The 17,862-nt window shown below is 45.0% G+C and carries 16 protein-coding genes; 6 read left to right on the top strand and 10 right to left on the bottom strand.

Annotated elements, in window-relative coordinates; translation table 11 throughout:
• Window positions 1-13: 13 nt before the first annotated feature.
• The 6 genes from mtgA to LZZ85_RS02020 form a co-directional block, all read right to left on the bottom strand.
• Window positions 14-745, bottom strand: coding sequence for a monofunctional biosynthetic peptidoglycan transglycosylase (gene mtgA, locus LZZ85_RS02045; protein WP_237868259.1), 732 nt, complete (start codon window positions 743-745; stop codon window positions 14-16).
• Between the two features lie 86 nt (window positions 746-831).
• On the bottom strand, window positions 832-1,344 hold the full coding sequence (locus tag LZZ85_RS02040) for a hypothetical protein (RefSeq protein WP_237868258.1): 513 nt from the start codon (window positions 1,342-1,344) through the stop codon (window positions 832-834).
• Window positions 1,345-1,425: 81 nt separating this feature from the next.
• Window positions 1,426-2,061: a LysE family translocator gene (locus LZZ85_RS02035; RefSeq protein WP_255723968.1), complete on the bottom strand. Its 636-nt coding sequence runs from the start codon at window positions 2,059-2,061 to the stop codon at window positions 1,426-1,428.
• Between the two features lie 75 nt (window positions 2,062-2,136).
• Window positions 2,137-3,669, bottom strand: a complete 1,533-nt coding sequence (locus tag LZZ85_RS02030) for a GH3 family acyl-acid amido synthetase (protein ID WP_237868256.1) — start codon at window positions 3,667-3,669, stop codon at window positions 2,137-2,139.
• 148 nt (window positions 3,670-3,817) lie between these two features.
• Window positions 3,818-5,758: a glycosyltransferase family 2 protein gene (locus tag LZZ85_RS02025; RefSeq protein WP_237868255.1), complete on the bottom strand. Its 1,941-nt coding sequence runs from the start codon at window positions 5,756-5,758 to the stop codon at window positions 3,818-3,820.
• A 280-nt stretch (window positions 5,759-6,038) separates the two neighbouring features.
• Window positions 6,039-6,296, bottom strand: coding sequence for a hypothetical protein (locus LZZ85_RS02020; RefSeq protein WP_237868254.1), 258 nt, complete (start codon window positions 6,294-6,296; stop codon window positions 6,039-6,041).
• Between the two features lie 14 nt (window positions 6,297-6,310).
• Here LZZ85_RS02020 and LZZ85_RS02015 point away from each other — a divergent pair, with 14 nt between their 5' ends.
• From LZZ85_RS02015 to LZZ85_RS02005, 3 genes are all read left to right on the top strand, one after another.
• A complete protein-coding gene (locus LZZ85_RS02015; RefSeq protein WP_237868253.1) occupies window positions 6,311-7,090 on the top strand; it encodes an inositol monophosphatase family protein in 780 nt (259 codons plus the stop codon).
• A 59-nt stretch (window positions 7,091-7,149) separates the two neighbouring features.
• Window positions 7,150-8,181: a thiamine-phosphate kinase gene (gene thiL / locus LZZ85_RS02010; RefSeq protein WP_237868252.1), complete on the top strand. Its 1,032-nt coding sequence runs from the start codon at window positions 7,150-7,152 to the stop codon at window positions 8,179-8,181.
• Between the two features lie 128 nt (window positions 8,182-8,309).
• On the top strand, window positions 8,310-9,818 hold the full coding sequence (locus tag LZZ85_RS02005; RefSeq protein ID WP_237868251.1) for a S41 family peptidase: 1,509 nt from the start codon (window positions 8,310-8,312) through the stop codon (window positions 9,816-9,818).
• Between the two features lie 2 nt (window positions 9,819-9,820).
• On the opposite strand, the gene LZZ85_RS02000 is transcribed toward LZZ85_RS02005, so the two are convergent.
• Window positions 9,821-10,615 (bottom strand): amidohydrolase, encoded by a 795-nt coding sequence (locus LZZ85_RS02000; protein ID WP_237868250.1) that lies wholly within the window; start codon window positions 10,613-10,615, stop codon window positions 9,821-9,823.
• A gap of 568 nt (window positions 10,616-11,183) precedes the next feature.
• On the opposite strand from LZZ85_RS02000, the gene LZZ85_RS01995 reads away from it, so the two are divergent.
• Window positions 11,184-12,869 carry a PQQ-dependent sugar dehydrogenase gene (locus LZZ85_RS01995; protein WP_237868249.1) on the top strand — a complete coding sequence of 562 codons (1,686 nt, stop codon included), beginning with the start codon at window positions 11,184-11,186 and terminating at the stop codon, window positions 12,867-12,869.
• Window positions 12,870-12,928: 59 nt separating this feature from the next.
• Here LZZ85_RS01995 and LZZ85_RS01990 read toward each other — a convergent pair whose 3' ends face one another.
• The 3 genes from LZZ85_RS01990 to LZZ85_RS01980 are packed head-to-tail and all read right to left on the bottom strand — an operon-like array spanning window position 12,929 to window position 15,917.
• A complete protein-coding gene (locus tag LZZ85_RS01990; protein ID WP_237868248.1) occupies window positions 12,929-13,402 on the bottom strand; it encodes a regulatory protein RecX in 474 nt (157 codons plus the stop codon).
• A 53-nt stretch (window positions 13,403-13,455) separates the two neighbouring features.
• A complete protein-coding gene (locus tag LZZ85_RS01985; RefSeq protein WP_237868247.1) occupies window positions 13,456-14,556 on the bottom strand; it encodes a trypsin-like peptidase domain-containing protein in 1,101 nt (366 codons plus the stop codon).
• Window positions 14,557-14,594: 38 nt separating this feature from the next.
• Window positions 14,595-15,917 (bottom strand): type III secretion system chaperone family protein, encoded by a 1,323-nt coding sequence (locus LZZ85_RS01980; protein WP_237868246.1) that lies wholly within the window; start codon window positions 15,915-15,917, stop codon window positions 14,595-14,597.
• A gap of 297 nt (window positions 15,918-16,214) precedes the next feature.
• Here LZZ85_RS01980 and dnaN point away from each other — a divergent pair, with 297 nt between their 5' ends.
• On the top strand, window positions 16,215-17,330 hold the full coding sequence (gene dnaN, locus LZZ85_RS01975; RefSeq protein WP_237868245.1) for a DNA polymerase III subunit beta: 1,116 nt from the start codon (window positions 16,215-16,217) through the stop codon (window positions 17,328-17,330).
• 77 nt (window positions 17,331-17,407) lie between these two features.
• Window positions 17,408-17,839, top strand: coding sequence for a putative signal transducing protein (locus LZZ85_RS01970; RefSeq protein ID WP_237868244.1), 432 nt, complete (start codon window positions 17,408-17,410; stop codon window positions 17,837-17,839).
• The last annotated feature ends 23 nt before the right edge of the window (window positions 17,840-17,862 follow it).

The raw sequence follows: 17,862 nt of genomic DNA, 5'->3' as shown, positions 1-17,862 counted from the left end.
GCCTGTATTCCGGTTATTTTTTTGCTTTTACCTGTTTGACATTATCAGGAAAAATAACTTCCTGGATATCCGGGTCAGAACGCAGGAAATTCATCTGTTGCATGATCTTTCTCTGCCGGCCTATCATAAACGAAGACGCGGGTTTCACTTTGTATCTCTTCGGACTTGGTAAACACGCTGCAATAAGCGCCGCTTCGGCCTGACTAAGTTGTGCTGCGGATTTATTGAAATAAATGTTTGCTGCTTTTTCTATCCCAAAGATCCCATCGCCCATTTCAATTACATTCAAATAAACCTCCATTATCCTCTTTTTACCCCAGATCTTCTCGATCATAAATGTGAAATAAGCTTCGAGGCCTTTGCGAAACCACCCCCGGCCCTGCCACAGGAAAACATTTTTTGCAACCTGCTGGCTGATGGTGCTCCCCCCGCGAACTCGTCCCGGCTTTTTCTCATTATACTTCATTGCTTTCTGGATGCTTTTCCAGTCGAAGCCATTGTGATCAACAAACAATTGATCCTCCGAAGCGATGACAGCAAGTTTGGCATTAGGGGAGATTTCGTCACGGTCTACATAGTCGCGTTTTAAACCGTGCCCGGTCACCCAACTCCAGAATTGGGTCATTGTTACAGGAGGGTCAACCCATTTCAACAGGATGATATACACGAACTGTGCGATAAAAAGCGCGAGGAAGATCCGCTTGGTCCACCACCAAAATTTCTGAAAAAATCCTGACTCCTTCATTCATTACAATAATACACAATAGTGTTTATTGTTGGCAGGTTTTGGACGATTGTTATAGCAAAAAGCGAAGGATCACGTCGCTGAGATCAGAATGCACGTTTTCTTGGTATGTAAAAGTCCAGCATCTGTAAGCGGAATTTTCGACCGATCTTATAGCTCTTACGGCTCAGGGAGATCTTCTTGCTGGCGTATCCGATAACAAGCGGCCCGTAACCGAGCACAAGGCCTGCAGTAAGTGCTTCTTTAAATGTCGCTTGCTTACTTGCGGACAAACCAGCCGTTGTAAGTGCAACACCCGCCGTAACCAGGAGCATATTCGTTACACCAACATGAAAACTCTTTTTTTCCTTCCTCCTGATCACCACCTCTGCCACATCATTTTTAGGGATGGGGTTGCCGGACAGCCAGATCGTATCATTCATTAGACGTGTGATCATGCCATATTTATAGGCTCCGCTGGTCAATTTCAGATAAATATTATCATATTCTGTATAGGTTCTCTTTTTCTTCAATCCTTTTTTTACGAAAAGATAGCCGGACTGGGCCGACGCGGTAGAAAAAGAAAACAATAACAGGAAGGATATAAGCAGGCGGTTCATGTCCCAAACTTACAATCTCCCGCTCTTTTTAATTGTTAAAAGGGTTTAACCCTTTGCAGAAGATGGCCTTGGGGAGCGTCCTTACATTCGTTTCAGGTAAACAAGAAGTCCCCAGATCAATGCAATCCCGAAGCCTATTAAAATGATTCCATTGATCCGGTTAATGATATGAATATTATGAGGAGTAAGCCGGTTCCGGATCTTGCCGGCCAGCATCACTTTGGCTATATCACTGGCAAGCACCATTAACAAACAGGTCGCATAGATTATGATCCTTTGTTCAACAGTGTGGCTTAGCATCGTAGAAGATGCGGTGATCCAGAACAGAAAAATTCCGGGGTTTAAAAGATTCATGAAGAACCCTGACAGAAATATCTTGGCATAATCACTTTTCCTGAAACTGATCGTTGCCTGCTGACCCTGTTCATTTACTTTCACTTTTTTGAAAAAAACAAAGTATACGCCCAGGCCAATCAAAAAGATGCTGCCGGATATGCCAATGGGCACCCGATGACTGCTGATACTACTGAAGAGTTCAGTAAATACGTTGCTCACCAATACAAGTAATATATCGCTGAACGAAACGCCAAGCACAAATGCAATACCCCCTCTATGCCCGTTGTTCAAACTCTGTTTGATGATTGAGAACATGACGGGTCCTACTGAAATCGTCAGCCATAATCCCAATACGATTCCCTTAAGTAAGGATTCCCACATACAAGTAAAGAATGTCTGAAAAAGATAAACCTCTTTCAAAATTATGAAAGAGGCCTCTTAATCGCTTTTAAAATATTAGATAGTCCCCGTTTCAAGGAAACGGTTCCATTCTTCGAGCATCTTTCCTTTCATTACCCGGGGAAACTTATGCTGGCTTCCCAGCTTCCCCTTTAGTTCCATGAACTTCAAAAACTGTTCCTCCGATAACACTTCAAGAAACATTCCTTTTAATGCACTATCACGCTCAGTCGCGTAATCATCATTAATTTTTCGAAGTGTATCGTCGATCCGCTGGCGCACCTTTTCTGCATCGATCTGATCATCTGTCGCGATATACCATTTATGGGCGAAAAACCCTTCGTACGGAAATCCCACGACCGTGTATTCCGGCACGCTGATATTGTATTCTTCGCTTATGTCCTCGATGGCTTTGTTCATGTTCTCCACGCTCAGGTGTTCACCTACAAGGCTAAGAAAGTGTTTTGTTCTGCCGGTGATCACCACTTCACTTTTCTCCAGGTCTACAAACTTGATAGTATCCCCGATCATATATCGCCATGCCCCCGCATTAGTACTCATCAAAAGTGCATATTCTTTCCCTGCTTCCACTTCGTGGATCATTTTTGCTTCTGGATTCGCGTTAATTTTTCCATCTGCATCAAAGTTTTTATCATCAAATGGAACAAATTCAAAGAATATATTATTGTTTAATACGAGCTGCATTCCTTTTGCATGTTCTCTCGTTTTATAGCCGATAAATCCCTCACTGGAAAGATAATTTTCGATATACACGATCGGTTTGCCAAGCAGCTTTTCGAAGCCCTTCTTATATGGCTCGAATGCTACTCCTCCATGAACAAACACACCGAAGTTTGGCCAGATCTCATGAATATTTTTAACCTTATAGTGCTCTATGATCATTTCCATGCACATCTGGCACCAGGCAGGTACGCCTACTATATAACCGATGTCCCATTCTTTTGCATGTTCAACGATCTCGTTCAGTTTCTGATTCCAGTCTTTAATTGCTGCGATCCTTCCTCCCGGTTTGTAAAATGTCTGAAACCAGAATGGTCTTTTCTTGGCGAGAATACCGCTAAGATCGCCTGCATACCAGCCGGCTGCACCCTTTTGCAGATCCGTTGCTCCCCCAAGCATAAGAAATCCTTTGGTCAGTGCTTTGCGATTTGCATCTTCATAACCAAACACACTGATCAGTTGTCTTATATAATTGATCGTATTGCTTCGAAGCAGGTCTTTGGTAACAGGAATATATTTGCTGGCGGATTCAGAAGTACCGGAGCTAAGTGCGTAGAATTTTATTTTCCCCGGCCAGGTCACATCAGGAACGCCTTCCAGCGTTTTTTCCCACCATTCATTATAGATCTTATTGTAATCATGCACCGGCACCAATTCCTGGAAGCGTTTAGCTGTGTTCCGGTTAAGCAGCGCTTCATCGAAACGATACTTTTGCCCGAATTCTGTAAACCGAGCTTTCTTCAACAACTTTTTCAACACCTTCACTTGCTGACGCTTTGGATCATTTTGAGGGATCCGCAGGGCAGTTGCAAGCGCTCTGGGTAACTTTATATCGATGATCGATGCCATAATTTAATATGCGATGAACGCAAATACACGCGAATATGCGAATATATGCAGAAGACCGCAATAGGTATTTACTTTATACTTGATCGGTAATTACTATACCTCACTACTTCAACACATTATTCGGGCCAACAAGGCTCTGATCCGGTGTTTAATTTCCAAGATTTCTATATCCTGCCCATATGAGTTTGATATCGGTTGACAGTTCATAATCGCGCGCATACCAGTAATCGATCATGTGCAGACTTTCCGCTGGCAGCGATTGTATCATCGAGAAGGGTATTCCATTACTTGCCAGCACTCCTGTTCTTAACCGCGGCAAAGCCGGTGATGATCTGAAGTAGCCAACCCATGTTCTCTTACCAAAAATTATCAGAAAGCAATTTGTGAAAAATCGAAAAGGGTTTTTCACCGCTATCAGTTGTATGGGAAAACTCAGCAAAGCCATAATCGCAAAAGAAACATCCAGCAGTCTTTTCAATCTTCTCAGGTAAGGACTTGAAAGTTGGAAGCTGCCCTCTGTAGATACGAATTCGCCCGGGGTTTTTCCTGATCTGCTGCCCACCATACTTCCACTTCCGGCAGCATGTATCATAATTCTTGCTTTCTTGTCAACCCGGGGCAAAAAATCTACAATGTCCTTAAACCCCAATGTTCCCTGACAAAAAATGATCTCCTGCAGGGAAAGTGTTCTTCCGATTTTATTCAAGTCCGTCCACTGACCGATGGCCGAAGTATCTTCCGGGCTGATCGCCAGCCGTCCTACAATATTTTGCCCTGTTCCTGCATTTTTGATCAGCGACACGCAATGCATGTATTCTTCAGTATTCCCAATAATCAGCGTATTTGCGTGGGTTTCGCCGTCATTTTCGCTCAAAACTCCTGTTTTTGTCAATATTTTCCTGAAAATTGCGATCAGCAGAAAAGCCAGAACTGCGCCGAATAATATAATGCCGCGGGAAAATCTTAGCCCTTCCGGCAGCAATGAATACCCTGCCAGCAGAACTATTGTAGCGATCAGGGTCGACCGGATCAGCTCTGAAGTTTTGTACCATTTATCATACAACCCAGCGTAGTATGCTGCCACGAGGTATACAAAGGTGAAGCCCGGAAAAGCCATCCACAGGATCCTTGTTTCATATTGTGTATCAGTTCTGACGTATTGGTTCCAGACGTTTTTCATCACCCAGAAAGAAACCAGCATCAGCAGGGCGTCAATCATCGGCAGGCCTATCCGCCTGATGAAGGTAGCTATTGCAGAAAGAGCAGCTCTCACCCAGATTGCCAATTGGATCAATGAGCTGAAAATCCCGGCTTTTTTTCCGCCATAGTGTTTCCGTACGAAAATGCTCATGGCGTTATAGAACATTTTCACATAATTCAAGCTTCCACGCTTGGTACTTTCTCCCTTGAAATGAATAATACTGCAACCCGCAAAATAATGGTTGGCAAACCCCGCCTTCTGAATCCGGTAACTCAGATCAACGTCTTCACCGTACATGAAAAAAGTTTCATCAAATGAACCTATTTTATCCAGCACATCCTTTTTGATGAGCATAAACGCACCCGCCAGCACGTCCACGCCATGGCTTTTGTTCTCATCGAGGTTTCCGAGATGATAGCGCGCAAACACTTTTGACCGCGGGAATAATCGGGCCAGGCCGGTAAGTTTAAAAAAAGACGTCATCGGCGACGGAAATGACCGTTTCGATTCCCTTAGAAAGTTTCCGCTTCCATCGAGCATTTTTATACCCAAAGCTCCGGCTCCGGGAGTATTTTGGAGATATGCTATTGATTTATGAAGGCAATCTTCGGGAAGAACTGTGTCCGGATTCAGGAATAAAATGAATTTTCCGCTAGCCAGATGCAAGCCCTGGTTACACGCCTGCGCAAAACCCCTGTTTTCCGCATTAGCAATAAACCGGACCGCCGGAAACTTGGGCTGCAGATAGGCAAGGGTATTATCGCTGGAGTGATTGTCAACAACGATCGTTTCCACCCGAAGTCCTTTTGATGCTTCCCGCAGGGAAAAAAGGCATTGCTCCAGAAAGTATTTGACGTTGTAATTGACTATGATAACCGATAGATCCACCAGCAGCGTTTAATTTGGATAAGTATTGCAAATAAATGAAAACCAGTTGAAGATTTGCGATAAAAAGATTTACTGTCCTCAACTCTTTGGCTCCGGAAAGGCCGGTGTCCTCTGTGAACCCGGGCCGGCGATATCATTACGCTTCAGGTACAGACTTTTGACCTTCTGCTGCCGGCACCTCTCCATTTCGCGCGCTCTCTTTCCGTTATAAATGGGGAGGGGTGAGTTCTATCATGCTTCTCTTTTCGACTTAGTGAAGTGCCCTTCTGGGATATGATTTCTAAATGCCTGTTGACAGTGCCGGCATCTTCCAGCCATGTCTTGCTTTCCGTGAGCCCTTACCCCCGAAAGCTGCGCCATCCGAGGCTGATCTAAAGCCTCTTCTTTCATTAATCCTCCGTTCATCCTCCATAAAATAACGGAAGATGACCGGAAGAATAACGGAGGAATAATGGTTATACGGCCGGAAATCACGGACAATCTCAGTACCTGTAAGCCGCCCACTGAGCTGGTCACGGCTTTCACAGTCGATCATCATTTGTATCTTTGCGCATGCTTAAAACAACCCTTATTGAGGCCGCCCGGGCCGGAGCTGCCGAAGTGCAGCGTTTTTTTCAGAAAGAGTTTAAGATCACCAATAAAGAAGGGATCAATAATCCCGTTACCGAAGCCGATCATGCCTCAGAGAAAGCAATCCTGAACGTGATAAAGTCGCGCTTTCCCGATCATTATGTATTAAGTGAGGAGGCTGGGGAGATCATCCAGGATTCCAATTATAAATGGATCATCGATCCGATTGATGGTACGATCAATTTCGCCCATGGGATCCCGCTGAACTGCGTTTCCATTGGTGTCGAAAAAGACGGGCAAATGATCCTTGGCGCCGTATTCAACCCGCACCTGAATGAGTTCTTTCTTGCAGAAAAAGGTGCAGGCGCAACGCTGAATGATCAGCCGATCCGGGTGAGTCAGCAAACGTCTGCCTTACATTCCTGCCTGGTCACCGGTTTCCCATACACATATATCAATTCAGCAAATGGCCCGCTGGAGGTTTTTGACCGTTTTATCAGGCAGGGGGTACCTGTCAGGCGGCTGGGTTCCGCTGCGATCGATCTCTGCTGGGTTGCCTGCGGCAGATTCGATGGGTTCTATGAGCATAAGCTCGAAGCGTGGGACAGCGCTGCCGGGTATCTGATGGTTGAAGAGGCAGGGGGAAAAGTAACAGACTTTGAAGGCAAACCCTATTCTCCTTACCGTCATCGTATTCTGGCTACTAATGGCCTGATCCATGATGAAATGCTCGACATAATCAATCTGAAGAAAGACCTTTAAGGATGCTGTTCGGCAATGGTTAAAACAAACTATCTTTTGATCACTTTAAATGGGATTCTATGGAAAGAACAGAGCTCTCCAGTCTTGGGGAATTTGGATTGATTGATCATCTCACCAAAAATATTGAACTGCAGAATGCTTCTTCACTTTTGGGTGTTGGAGATGATGCGGCCGTAATCGATCATTTCGGTAAGCAAACCGTCCTTACGACCGATCTCCTGGTCGAAGGCGTTCATTTTGACCTGATGTATACGCCGCTGAAGCACCTCGGTTATAAAAGTGTGGTGGTAAATCTTAGCGATATCTATGCAATGAATGCTACGCCTACTCAGATCATGATCGGTTTGGGCATCAGTAACCGTTTCAGCCTTGAAGCCCTGGACGAGTTTTATGAAGGCGTATATGCTGCTTGTGCCGCTTATGGCGTAGACCTGGTGGGTGGAGACACCACCTCTTCGCAAAAAGGCTTTATCATTTCAGTTACGGCGATCGGTGAAGTGGCTCCGGATAAATTCGTAAAAAGAAATACGGCACAAAAGGGTGATCTTCTTTGCGTAAGCGGAGATCTTGGCGGTGCTTACGTCGGCTTGCTCTTTCTTGAAAGAGAAAAGCGCATTTACAGGGAAAGCCCAAATGTCCAGCCGGATCTTGAGGGTGAATCCTATGTCATCGGAAGGCTGCTGAAGCCTGAAGCAAGGAAAGACATTGTCGATTTTCTTGCTGAGTCAGCTATCACTCCCACATCCATGATGGATATCAGCGATGGTTTGAGCTCAGAGATCCTTCATATCTGCAAAGACAGCAATGTTGGCTGTGTGATCTATGAAGATAAATTGCCGATCTCCGAAGACATGAAGAAGGCGGCGTTCAAGTTTGAGATCGATCCTACGGCCTGTGCACTAAGTGGCGGCGAAGATTATGAATTGCTGTTCACGATACCACAGGCAGAATATGACAAACTTGTGCTGAATGAGCAGATCAGCGTGATCGGTTATATGACCGAAGCCGAAGAGGGTGCTAACATTATCACGAAAGGCGGCAGCAAACATGCGATCACAGCCCAGGGCTGGAATCATTTGAAAGCGCAATAATTATTTAAACCGGCAGGCGTACTATCTCCCCACGCCTGCCGTTCTTAAAATTCACCGGATTTATTGTCGTTTTGGATTTTTATAGCTAAAATGACATCCTGATCTGATCCCGTAGCGAATTACACCTTATGCGACAACTGTTCCTCTTATATCTTTTAGCTATAATAACCGGTTGCGGTGTCGCAAAATCTTCCTTCTCGCCGGAAAAAAAATACTCCCCGGAAGCATTACAAAAGGATTATGCGATCTACAGGAAAACCCTGGAAGAAGCGCATCCGGGTCTTTACTGGTATACCAGCAAAGACAGCATGGATTTCTTTTTTGACAAAGGCCGTGCGTTGCTGAACGATTCTCTATCTGAATCAGCATTCAGGAAAATACTTTCGTATGTTACCGCTAAAATAAACTGCGGTCACACTGCGGTAAGGCCCTCGAAGTCTTTTTTAAAATACCAGGACACGGTCAGGGTCGGCCGTGTATTTCCCATCAGTTTAAAACTCTGGCAGGATACTGCGGTCGTTGCTGCTAATTTAAATCGTCGCGATACGATTCTGAAACGCGGAACGATCATCACATCCATTAATGGTATGCCGATGGACAGCATTGTCGATACCCTATTCTCTTATCTCGGCACAGACGGTTATAACAGAACCAATAAGTACCAGGTGCTAAGCAATCGGGGGTTCTTCGGATCTCTTTACAGCACGATATTCGGGTATCCTTCCTATTACAGGATAGGGTTTATTGACAGTGCCGGGAGGTCAGGAACAGTGCAGGTAAGGCCTTATCTGCCCGTAGCAGACACAACAGTGAGATCACAGGCATTTCCCCGGCGCCAGATGCCGCAGCCATCACGAAGAGAAAGAAAGCAGATGCGAAGGAATAATGTGCGGCTGTTGAAAATGGACACGACCACCCACGTGGCGATGATGGATCTGAACTCTTTTGGCCGCGGTTATGGTTTGAAGCCGTTCTTCCGTCGATCATTCAAGGCACTGCGCAAGAACAATATCACCCACCTGATCATTGATGTTCGAGGAAATGGCGGCGGAAGTGTTACTAATTCAACCTTACTCACAAAATTTATTGCAGATCATCCTTTCAAGGTATCTGACTCTTTATATGCTGTAAAAAAACGGAAGACATACAGCCGTTACATTGAAAGCGATTTCTTCAATCGTCTTTTTATGACATTGTTTGCAACAAAAAGAAAAGACGGCAGGTATCACTTCCGGTACTATGAACGACATGCGTTCAAGCCAAAGAAAAGAAATCATTTTAATGGTAAAACCTATATCCTGATCGGGGGGAATTCTTTCTCTGCCACAACATTATTTGCGGGCGCAGTGAAAGACCAGGAAAACGTAACGCTGGTCGGTGAAGAAACCGGCGGCGGCGCCTATGGTAATTCGGCGTGGCTGATCCCCGACATGACATTGCCGAATACAAAAGTGCGTTTCCGTTTACCATTATTCAGGCTTGTCATTGATAAAAATGTACCGAAAGACGGACGTGGCGTGCAACCTGAAATTCCTTCTTTACCAACAGTTGATGCAGTCAGAAAAGGAGTTGATTATAAGCTGGAGAAAACGATGCAGCTGATCAATGAAAGCAAGGCGGGCAATGCACAGCAATGAGGCTAATCATGCAGTAACATGAATCCGTCCGCGTCCTTGAGGAAAGGCAGCTTTTCACGGATCGTCTCCTGTGGCTCTTTCTGAAGAGTTATGGTGAATATGTCTTCATCCTCCTGCTTATGATAAAGCACTTCTCCCATTGCATCGATCACCATACTATCCCCGGAGTGATGAATTCCATTCCCGTCATCGCCGACCCTGTTCACGCCAACGACATAAGATTGATTTTCGATAGCTCTTGCCTGTAAAAGTGTTTTCCATGCAAGGTTGCGCCTTTCAGGCCAGTTGGCAACATATATGAGCAGATCATATTCAGGGCCTTCTGGTTGCGACTGTTGCCTTGCCCAGACAGGAAATCTCAGGTCATAGCAGATCAGCAAATTAATGCGCCAGCCCTTAACCGATGCGATCAACCGTTTTGAGCCGGCTGTATAATGATCATCTTCTCCGGCATATGCAAACCGGTGACGTTTATCGTATACTCCGTATTGGCCGTTCGGCAACATCCAGATCAACCGGTTATAATAATTACCATCTTCTTCGATAATAAGACTGCCGGTAAGAATAATTCTTTTAAAGGCCGCAATCCGCTTCATCCATTCCACAGTAACGCCATCCATCTTTTCCGCCAGTGCCTCTGGTCGCATACTAAATCCTGTGCTGAACATCTCCGGGAGAATTACGATCTCGGTCTTTTCTTTAATGGCCATGATCTTCTCTTCCAGCATCGACAAATTTGCCTCTTTGTTCTCCCAATGAAGGCTTGTTTGAATAGTACTTATCGTAAGTGATGACATATTGAATCGGGCTAATGACCATAAAGGTAAGAATACCGTAGAGATTTGTCATTTTGTATGCTTCGTATCATCTATCCACATGGTGCTGACTCCAGGCGCTCCATCATTTAATATTCGCTTAATAAACTGTTCATTACCGGAAGTACTTTGTGCGGATAGTGTTTGAAATCTCAAAGAATGATCTACATAAAAACGCTTCCTTTTTATCCGCCCTTCTTTGCTGTCAGCATTTTTGCTTGAGCCGATCATGTAGTGGTGATCACGATTGACGGCGTTCGCCCCCGATTTTTATCTGAATTCTTCCTGGAATACACCTTGTCTCAAAAAGCTGATGAACCGGGGTGTTCACGCAAAAAGCCGGATAAGCGCGGGATCTATTACGATGAAGGGAACACCAGGAATGGTCCGCCAGGAACACGGTTTATGACTTTATAGTTAATAGTCCGATCAGACCGTTCGACCGTTGTGACCATTGCCTGTAAGCAATCCGCAACGGTCAACTTTCCGGATACAGGCATCGTTGACCGGTTAGGGCATTGATTTTGTTGACCAAGATTAAAACCAAGCTATGCGCATCAACCTTTACTTCTTTTCCTTCCGTGCTCTTTGCACGGTTTTTTTCGTTTTAGTTTTTTCTTCTGCCGTTTACAGCCAGCCCACGATTGGCTATATGGAAGTGATCCCGGCATCGGCGGGACTGACCCAGCCGATCGAACTTGCCTCTGCTCCGGGAGATGCAGCCAACCGTTTTTTTATTGTTCAGAAAACAGGTGAGATCCGGATCTGGGATAATGGGGCATTGTTAGGTACGCCGTTTCTTAACATCAATTCGCTGGTAATTGATGATGTCAGTGGCGAACAGGGTTTGCTAAGCATGGCATTTCATCCGCAATATGCGACTAATGGATTTTTCTATGTGTACTACAATGCAAATAATGGAAACATCGTGGTCAGGCGTTATCAGCGATCGGCGGGTGATCCTGATATTGCAGATCCGACCGGCGCAACTCCCTACGTAAATATCTCCAAGCCGTTTACGAATCATAATGGCGGACATCTGCAGTTCCGCGTGGAAGGTGGGGTTAACTACCTGTATTTTGCAACGGGTGATGGTGGTAGCGGGAATGATCCTTTTAATAATGCGCAGAACCCGGCCTCACAATTGGGGAAGATCCTCCGGGTAAATGTGGACGCCGGTTCCCCAACTGTAGAAACCTGGGGTAGAGGTTTGAGAAATCCATTCCGCTGGAGTTTTGACCGTACAACGGGAGATATGTGGATTGCGGACGTGGGCCAGGGTGCTCGTGAAGAGATCAATTATCTGCCGGCGGCCTCCGTTAGTCCAAATTTCGGATGGCCCTGCCGTGAAGGGCTGATCGCGAATAGCGGGGCTCCGGGTGTTGCCGATTGTGATACGGTAAATCCCGTTGCAATTAATCCGATCTACGATTACCAGATAGGCGGAGCGGGTCGATCAGTGATCGGCGGATATGTTTACAGAGGGGCTGCATTTCCCTCGCTGCAGGGCACCTATTTACTGACTGACTTTTTCTCCAACAGGCTTGTTGCAATACAGCCAAACGGCCCGGGCTGGACTGTGAACGAAGTTACACCAACTCCCGCGCTGGCCAATATTGCCTCCATCAGTGAGGATGCGGCGGGAGAGTTATATGCCGTTTCTCTTTCAGGAGGTACTGTTCACAGAGTGATCGTTCCCGTTGTGACTCCTCTCAAGCTGACAAGATTTTCAGGAACGTCTTTCTCTTCATATAATGAATTATCGTGGACAGCTGAATCGGAGGAAGGGATCATCGAGTTCATTGTTGAATACAGCAAGGATGGGACAAACTTCTCGGCTGTGGGGCAGGTCGCATCGTTTAGTGACGGAAGAACAAATCAATATTCGTATAAACATCCGGTTAATTCCCCCGGTAATGCTTATTACAGATTGCGCATAAACGAAGTTAATAACTCGCGTAGTTACTCCGCAGTGATCTCTATAAGAACTGAAAGATCCCGCGATGTGAAAGTATATCCAACGATTGTAAACAACTCCAGACTTAATGTGGTGAGCGGATCCGTGATCGACAGGGTGCGGATCTCTACCATCAGCGGGCAGGAGGTTTATAATAAATCGCTGAATGGGAATTCCGGCTTTTTCATCCTTGATCTGCCTTCGTTGAAAAAAGGATTTTATGTTGTCCTTCTTGAAGGAGAGGGAGAAAGATTTACCACTAAGATAATTATTGAATGATTAATGAAAACAGCCCATCGCCATGATATAGCGATGGGCTGTTTATCATCTGTTATTTGTCAGTTTTGTGTAAGGGCGTTCACCGTCCGCATGATCAGATCCGGCTCAAAGCCTTTTTGCATTAAATAGTCCTGTGTCTTTTTTTTCCGAACCAGGTATTGCTCATTCTTCAGGCTTGCATATTTTTCTTCTGCCAGTTTTTCCAGCAGTCTTAAATAATCTTCTTCATCGATCTGCTTCATCGCCTTTTTAATGCTGTAATCGCTTACCTGTTTTTGTTTAAGTTCGTATTTGATTTTAACGCGTCCCCATTGTTTCATTCTGAATTTTCCACCGGCAAAAGCAATGGCGAAACGCTCTTCATTCAGGTAATTGTCCTCAATAAGTGAAGCGATGATCTCATCATGATCTTTTTTCCAAATGCCCAGCTGGTACAGTTTATCCTTTACTTCGCTATGGCTTCGTTCCTGGTAAGCGCAATAGTGACGCAGCTTCTGCAGCGCCTGTTCTTTAGTGAGTTGTTTTTTATACATGAGAATAGTTTTAAGAAATCAGTAACGGGTTATGTTGTTACCTGTTCTTTTTGCTATTCTTCCAGCCTGTCGAGGCAGCCATATTCTTTTTTGAGGAAATCGTCGTAGTAGTCAGCCTGTTTGAAAAGATTCCGAAACGATTCTGCACCGTTCTCTTTATTCATATCCATGTCATACATGATACAGCTGAGGACAATGTTTTGCTTCATGCAGCTGAGCACCATTCCGGATATCTGATAATTTTCCTGCAGGAGGAATTGGTACAGCGGTTTGATCTTTGTAGGATCGGATGGCATTTGACAGAGATACGCGTCTCCGGCAACGAAAAAGTTCTCGGGATTATAGGTGATCTTGATCTTTGCAGAACCTTCTTTGACGCTCCAGTTATTGGCGCCTTCACGGGCGAGGCGGACATTCTTACCAAGATCTTTTAGTATCTCTTCTATCGTTTTTGCTGCTCCAACGGGCTCGATCTCTTTTTCAGGGATCTCGGGAAGTTTTACTTCCGTACCGCAACTGGGGCAATATTTTGTAGAGTCAATATTGGAGCTGGTTACAAGGTATCCGCAGCTGAAACAACGGGTGGATGCGAGTCCGCGATTAGGACTGTATAATTGTAAGGCTTCGCGGAGGTAGTTTACCGGGAGTGCAAAGCCCAGGTTATCGCCACCGCGAATGATGAATGAATTTACGCCGATCACCTCGCCATCATAGTTCACCAATGGACCACCGCTGTTACCCGGGTTGATCGCTGCATCTATCTGAATAAATTTCAGGCCGTCACGAATACGGTCCACTTTCGAGATCACTCCCTGTGTGGCGGTGTAGTTCAGTCCGTATGGGTGTCCGATCGCGACAACCTGGTCGCCATCTTTCATTTTTTCATAAGATCCAAGTTTTACTTCCGGAAGAAGAATATCTTTCGGCGCCTCAAGAAACGCAAGGTCATGTTTACGGTCCGTATACCAGACGCGTGACATTGACTTGTCAAAAGTTTTACCGGCAACGGTAACTTCCGCATTTTCCGCAACCACGTGATCATTTGTTACAATGATGTCAAACTCTTTCACGTAAAAGCCTGTTCCTGTACCGGTGGCGGTTGCTATTTGAATTACGGCATTCTGGTATTGTTCAATAATTTGCTGCGCGTCCATTTCGAAGTTTTTTGTTTTCTTCACAAGGTATTTCAGGCCTACTTGCTCTCCATATTAAGAAACTCCAGCTCTGTTGTAAATGTCTGGTTGAAATTAACAAGGGTATCAAACCGCAGGTTATGCGTTTTGAAATCCATATTTGGATACTTATCCCTCCATTTTTCCTGTATTGTTTTAACCTGGTCAATGATGGCCTCGTTATCAAAATGGTTATTGGCGGTATTGTAATATCCCTTCTTATTTCCGATTGCAGCAAAATATTCGCTGTAGTTCACCTGCATGTAAAGATGGAACAGTTGGGTGATCACTTTCGGCAGACTGTACGAATACTGGCAATAGGAAATGCCATATTCTGTTACCTGCGTGGCGATAAATGGATAGTTATTATCGCGATACCAGACCATGCTTTGGTTGGCCCCGTGAATGGAATCGGATACGGCTTTATAATTTTGCGGGGCAACGATTGCGAAGGTGTATTTGGATCTGAATAAGTAGGTGAAGATCTCTTCTTTGGTGCGAGCCTGTAGTTTGCGGAATTCTTCCACCATATCTCGGTTTTTTTCCACAGCGGGACGCTCGTCTTTTTTGAAATAGATGTTTGCTATTTTTTCGAGATCATACAAGAGTTTTCCCTCCGGGGTAACGAGATAGTCAATCCGGTAAACGAGAGAAAGCAGCATGTAGGCAATTCCCCCGGAGAACTTATCCGCGTCGAGGCCTGTGATGGTATCGAGTGTTTGCGCGATCCATTTCTGCATGTACTCATACTTGATCTCTTTCTCTGTGACAGGAATGGTGATCACATGTTCACTGTCCACGGTTTCGAGTGAGGAAAAATCCTGCACGAGCAGATCATCCTGTTTGTCGGCCTTTGTGGAAAGCTCTTTCAGTCCGTAATACAGTTTGCTGGGATTTGCGGCTTCGATATGGCTATCGAATCGCATGCAAAGGCGGTCATTGTCCAGGGCGAAACGGCTGTAGTATAGACTAAAGTTCATTTCGAGGAGTCGCCTCATTACTGGCACAGATGACTGGGGCATTTTGGCCAGTGTAACTTCTGCTTTCAGTGCACGGCTGTCGAATATCCCCCGGACGATCTTAGATCCCTGATAGAACTCGAAACGACCTTCGGCGCCATTTCTCTCATACACGACGTTTTTCGCATTATCATCGCGCAGGTAGTCAAAAAAAGCGTCAAGGCCTTCAGGGTATTTTTTTTCCTTGAAGAAATTATCTGCGTCGGTCCATCGGTTTACTTTCGATACGGGTTTATTATTATCCGAATAGCGGCCAAAGGGGATTTCCGATTCGGGCGCGGACGCCGGTTTCTTTTTTCCCCATCCAAAGAGTTTCTCAAACATAATCAGCACAAGATTTGGGTGCCTGAAAGATACGCGTTTACGTATGAAAATGTGCCATTTTGTTTCGTTGTCCGTTGACCATTATCTGTTGGCCGCTTATCGTGAAAAACGGGCTGGATTCTGCCTGAAAAACAGGTGAATCCCGGCGGTTTCCCTCCCTTCTTTTTAAATGCGTGAAACAGCTGGCGCTGGTTTTCCCTGTCAACGGACAATGGCCAGCAAACAACCAACAATCGGTGGACAAACTATATTTTAGATATATTAAAAATCAGTAGTTTCGCCCAAACGATTTGTACGATGAAGTTTATTGTATCATCTTCTTCTCTCTTAAAGCAGCTGCAGCATATTTCTGGTGTGATCAACGCCAACACCGTTTTACCCATCCTTGAAGATTTCCTTTTTGAGGTTGAAAAGAATAAGCTCACCGTAGTGGCTACCGATCTTGAGACGGTAATGCGTATACAACTGGATATAGAGGCGAAAGACAGTGGAAAAGTTTGTATTCCCGCGAAAATCCTGCTGGATTCTCTTAAAAATATCCCTGATCAGCCGTTGACTTTCAATATCGATAAGAATTTCGCGATTGAAATCACCAGCGATAATGGTAAGTATAAGGTTATGGGCGAAAACCCGGATAACTTTCCAAAAGAACCGGTTTCAGACGACACAACGTCTTTTACCGTGACCGCCTCCGCTCTTATTACGGCGATCAACAAAACACTGTTCGCGACAAGTACAGACGATCTTCGTCCCGCAATGACCGGTGTTTTCTTTGAATTAGATAAAAAAGGCATGCAGTGCGTTGCCACTGACGCTCATCGCCTGGTTCGTTATAAGAGAAAAGACGTCAGCTGTCCGAAATCTGACACGTTCATCGTACCACGCAAACCGCTGAATCTTTTAAAAACTGCCATTCCTGGAAATGGTGATGAATTAACGATCAGCTACAATAGCAATCACCTGTTTGTAAAACACGGTACAACTCAAATGAGCTGCCGATTGATCGACGCCAGATTCCCGGATTATAAAGTGGTGATCCCGGCAGACAATCCGTATCGTCTAACCGTAAATAAAAGTGATTTCCAGAGTGCGTTGCGCCGTGTAAGCATTTTCAGTAATAAAAGCACCAACCAGGTTGCCCTCAATATCAGTGGAAGTGAACTGCAGCTGGCAGCACAAGACGTTGACTTCAGCTTTGAAGGAACGGAACGGATGAAATGTCAGTATAATGGCGAAGATCTGATGATCGCATTTAACGCTAAATTTCTCATCGAAATGCTGAATGCAGCGGATGGAGATGAAGTAAATGTTGAATTATCCACACCAACAAAAGCCGGCCTGATCAAACCTACAGACCAGGACGAGGAAGAAGAGCTGCTGATGCTGGTTATGCCGCTGATGTTGAATCAGTAAATATTTAGCTTTGAAAATAGTCAGGGTTGACACGGATTCCTTCCGGATTGTCAACCCTTTTTTTGTACTTTACGCTAATGAAATTTGTTCCCATCCGCACATATGACAATTATGTTCCCGCTCACATTGACCTGGGCCGGTTGAAGGAAGAAGGAATAGACGGCTGGTTGAAGGATGAAAATTCTGTAACAGTAAATCCTGTTCTGACCAATGCTGTCGGTGGTATCAAATTAATGGTGCCGGCAGAAATGGCACAACAGGCAACTGATATTCTGATCCGCGAACAGGCGGCGTATATAGCCACGCTTAGCTGTCCAAACTGTGGCTCTCATAATTTTGGCTCTATCAGTATTCCTTCCAAGCCGGGATACTGGCTTGAGTCGATGATGGCTTTTTTCCTTGGAAAATCCATCCTTGGGACAGAGAAGCTTTATTTGTGTTCTAATTGCAACACTCAATTTAAAGAGCCTGTTGATGGCAAGTCTGCTGAACTTACTATTCCGGATTAACTTCGTAACTTACTGATACAATC

Origin of the sequence: Terrimonas ginsenosidimutans (assembly GCF_022012415.1) — a bacterium.
Lineage (GTDB): Bacteria > Bacteroidota > Bacteroidia > Chitinophagales > Chitinophagaceae > Terrimonas_A > Terrimonas_A ginsenosidimutans.
The sequence above is the reverse complement of the archived record's forward strand: the minus strand, read 5'-3'. Positions and strand labels throughout refer to the sequence as shown.

Bases quoted from the DNA above. Each gene is read 5' to 3' on its own strand.
- mtgA (WP_237868259.1), bottom strand. From the start codon at position 745: ATGAAGGAGTCAGGATTTTTTCAGAAATTTTGGTGGTGGACCAAGCGG.
- LZZ85_RS02040 (WP_237868258.1), bottom strand. From the start codon at position 1,344: ATGAACCGCCTGCTTATATCCTTCCTGTTATTGTTTTCTTTTTCTACC.
- LZZ85_RS02035 (WP_255723968.1), bottom strand. From the start codon at position 2,061: ATGTGGGAATCCTTACTTAAGGGAATCGTATTGGGATTATGGCTGACG.
- LZZ85_RS02030 (WP_237868256.1), bottom strand. From the start codon at position 3,669: ATGGCATCGATCATCGATATAAAGTTACCCAGAGCGCTTGCAACTGCC.
- LZZ85_RS02020 (WP_237868254.1), bottom strand. From the start codon at position 6,296: ATGATGATCGACTGTGAAAGCCGTGACCAGCTCAGTGGGCGGCTTACA.
- LZZ85_RS02015 (WP_237868253.1), top strand. From the start codon at position 6,311: ATGCTTAAAACAACCCTTATTGAGGCCGCCCGGGCCGGAGCTGCCGAA.
- thiL (WP_237868252.1), top strand. From the start codon at position 7,150: ATGGAAAGAACAGAGCTCTCCAGTCTTGGGGAATTTGGATTGATTGAT.
- LZZ85_RS02005 (WP_237868251.1), top strand. From the start codon at position 8,310: ATGCGACAACTGTTCCTCTTATATCTTTTAGCTATAATAACCGGTTGC.
- LZZ85_RS02000 (WP_237868250.1), bottom strand. From the start codon at position 10,615: ATGTCATCACTTACGATAAGTACTATTCAAACAAGCCTTCATTGGGAG.
- LZZ85_RS01995 (WP_237868249.1), top strand. From the start codon at position 11,184: ATGCGCATCAACCTTTACTTCTTTTCCTTCCGTGCTCTTTGCACGGTT.
- LZZ85_RS01990 (WP_237868248.1), bottom strand. From the start codon at position 13,402: ATGTATAAAAAACAACTCACTAAAGAACAGGCGCTGCAGAAGCTGCGT.
- LZZ85_RS01985 (WP_237868247.1), bottom strand. From the start codon at position 14,556: ATGGACGCGCAGCAAATTATTGAACAATACCAGAATGCCGTAATTCAA.
- LZZ85_RS01980 (WP_237868246.1), bottom strand. From the start codon at position 15,917: ATGTTTGAGAAACTCTTTGGATGGGGAAAAAAGAAACCGGCGTCCGCG.
- dnaN (WP_237868245.1), top strand. From the start codon at position 16,215: ATGAAGTTTATTGTATCATCTTCTTCTCTCTTAAAGCAGCTGCAGCAT.
- LZZ85_RS01970 (WP_237868244.1), top strand. From the start codon at position 17,408: ATGAAATTTGTTCCCATCCGCACATATGACAATTATGTTCCCGCTCAC.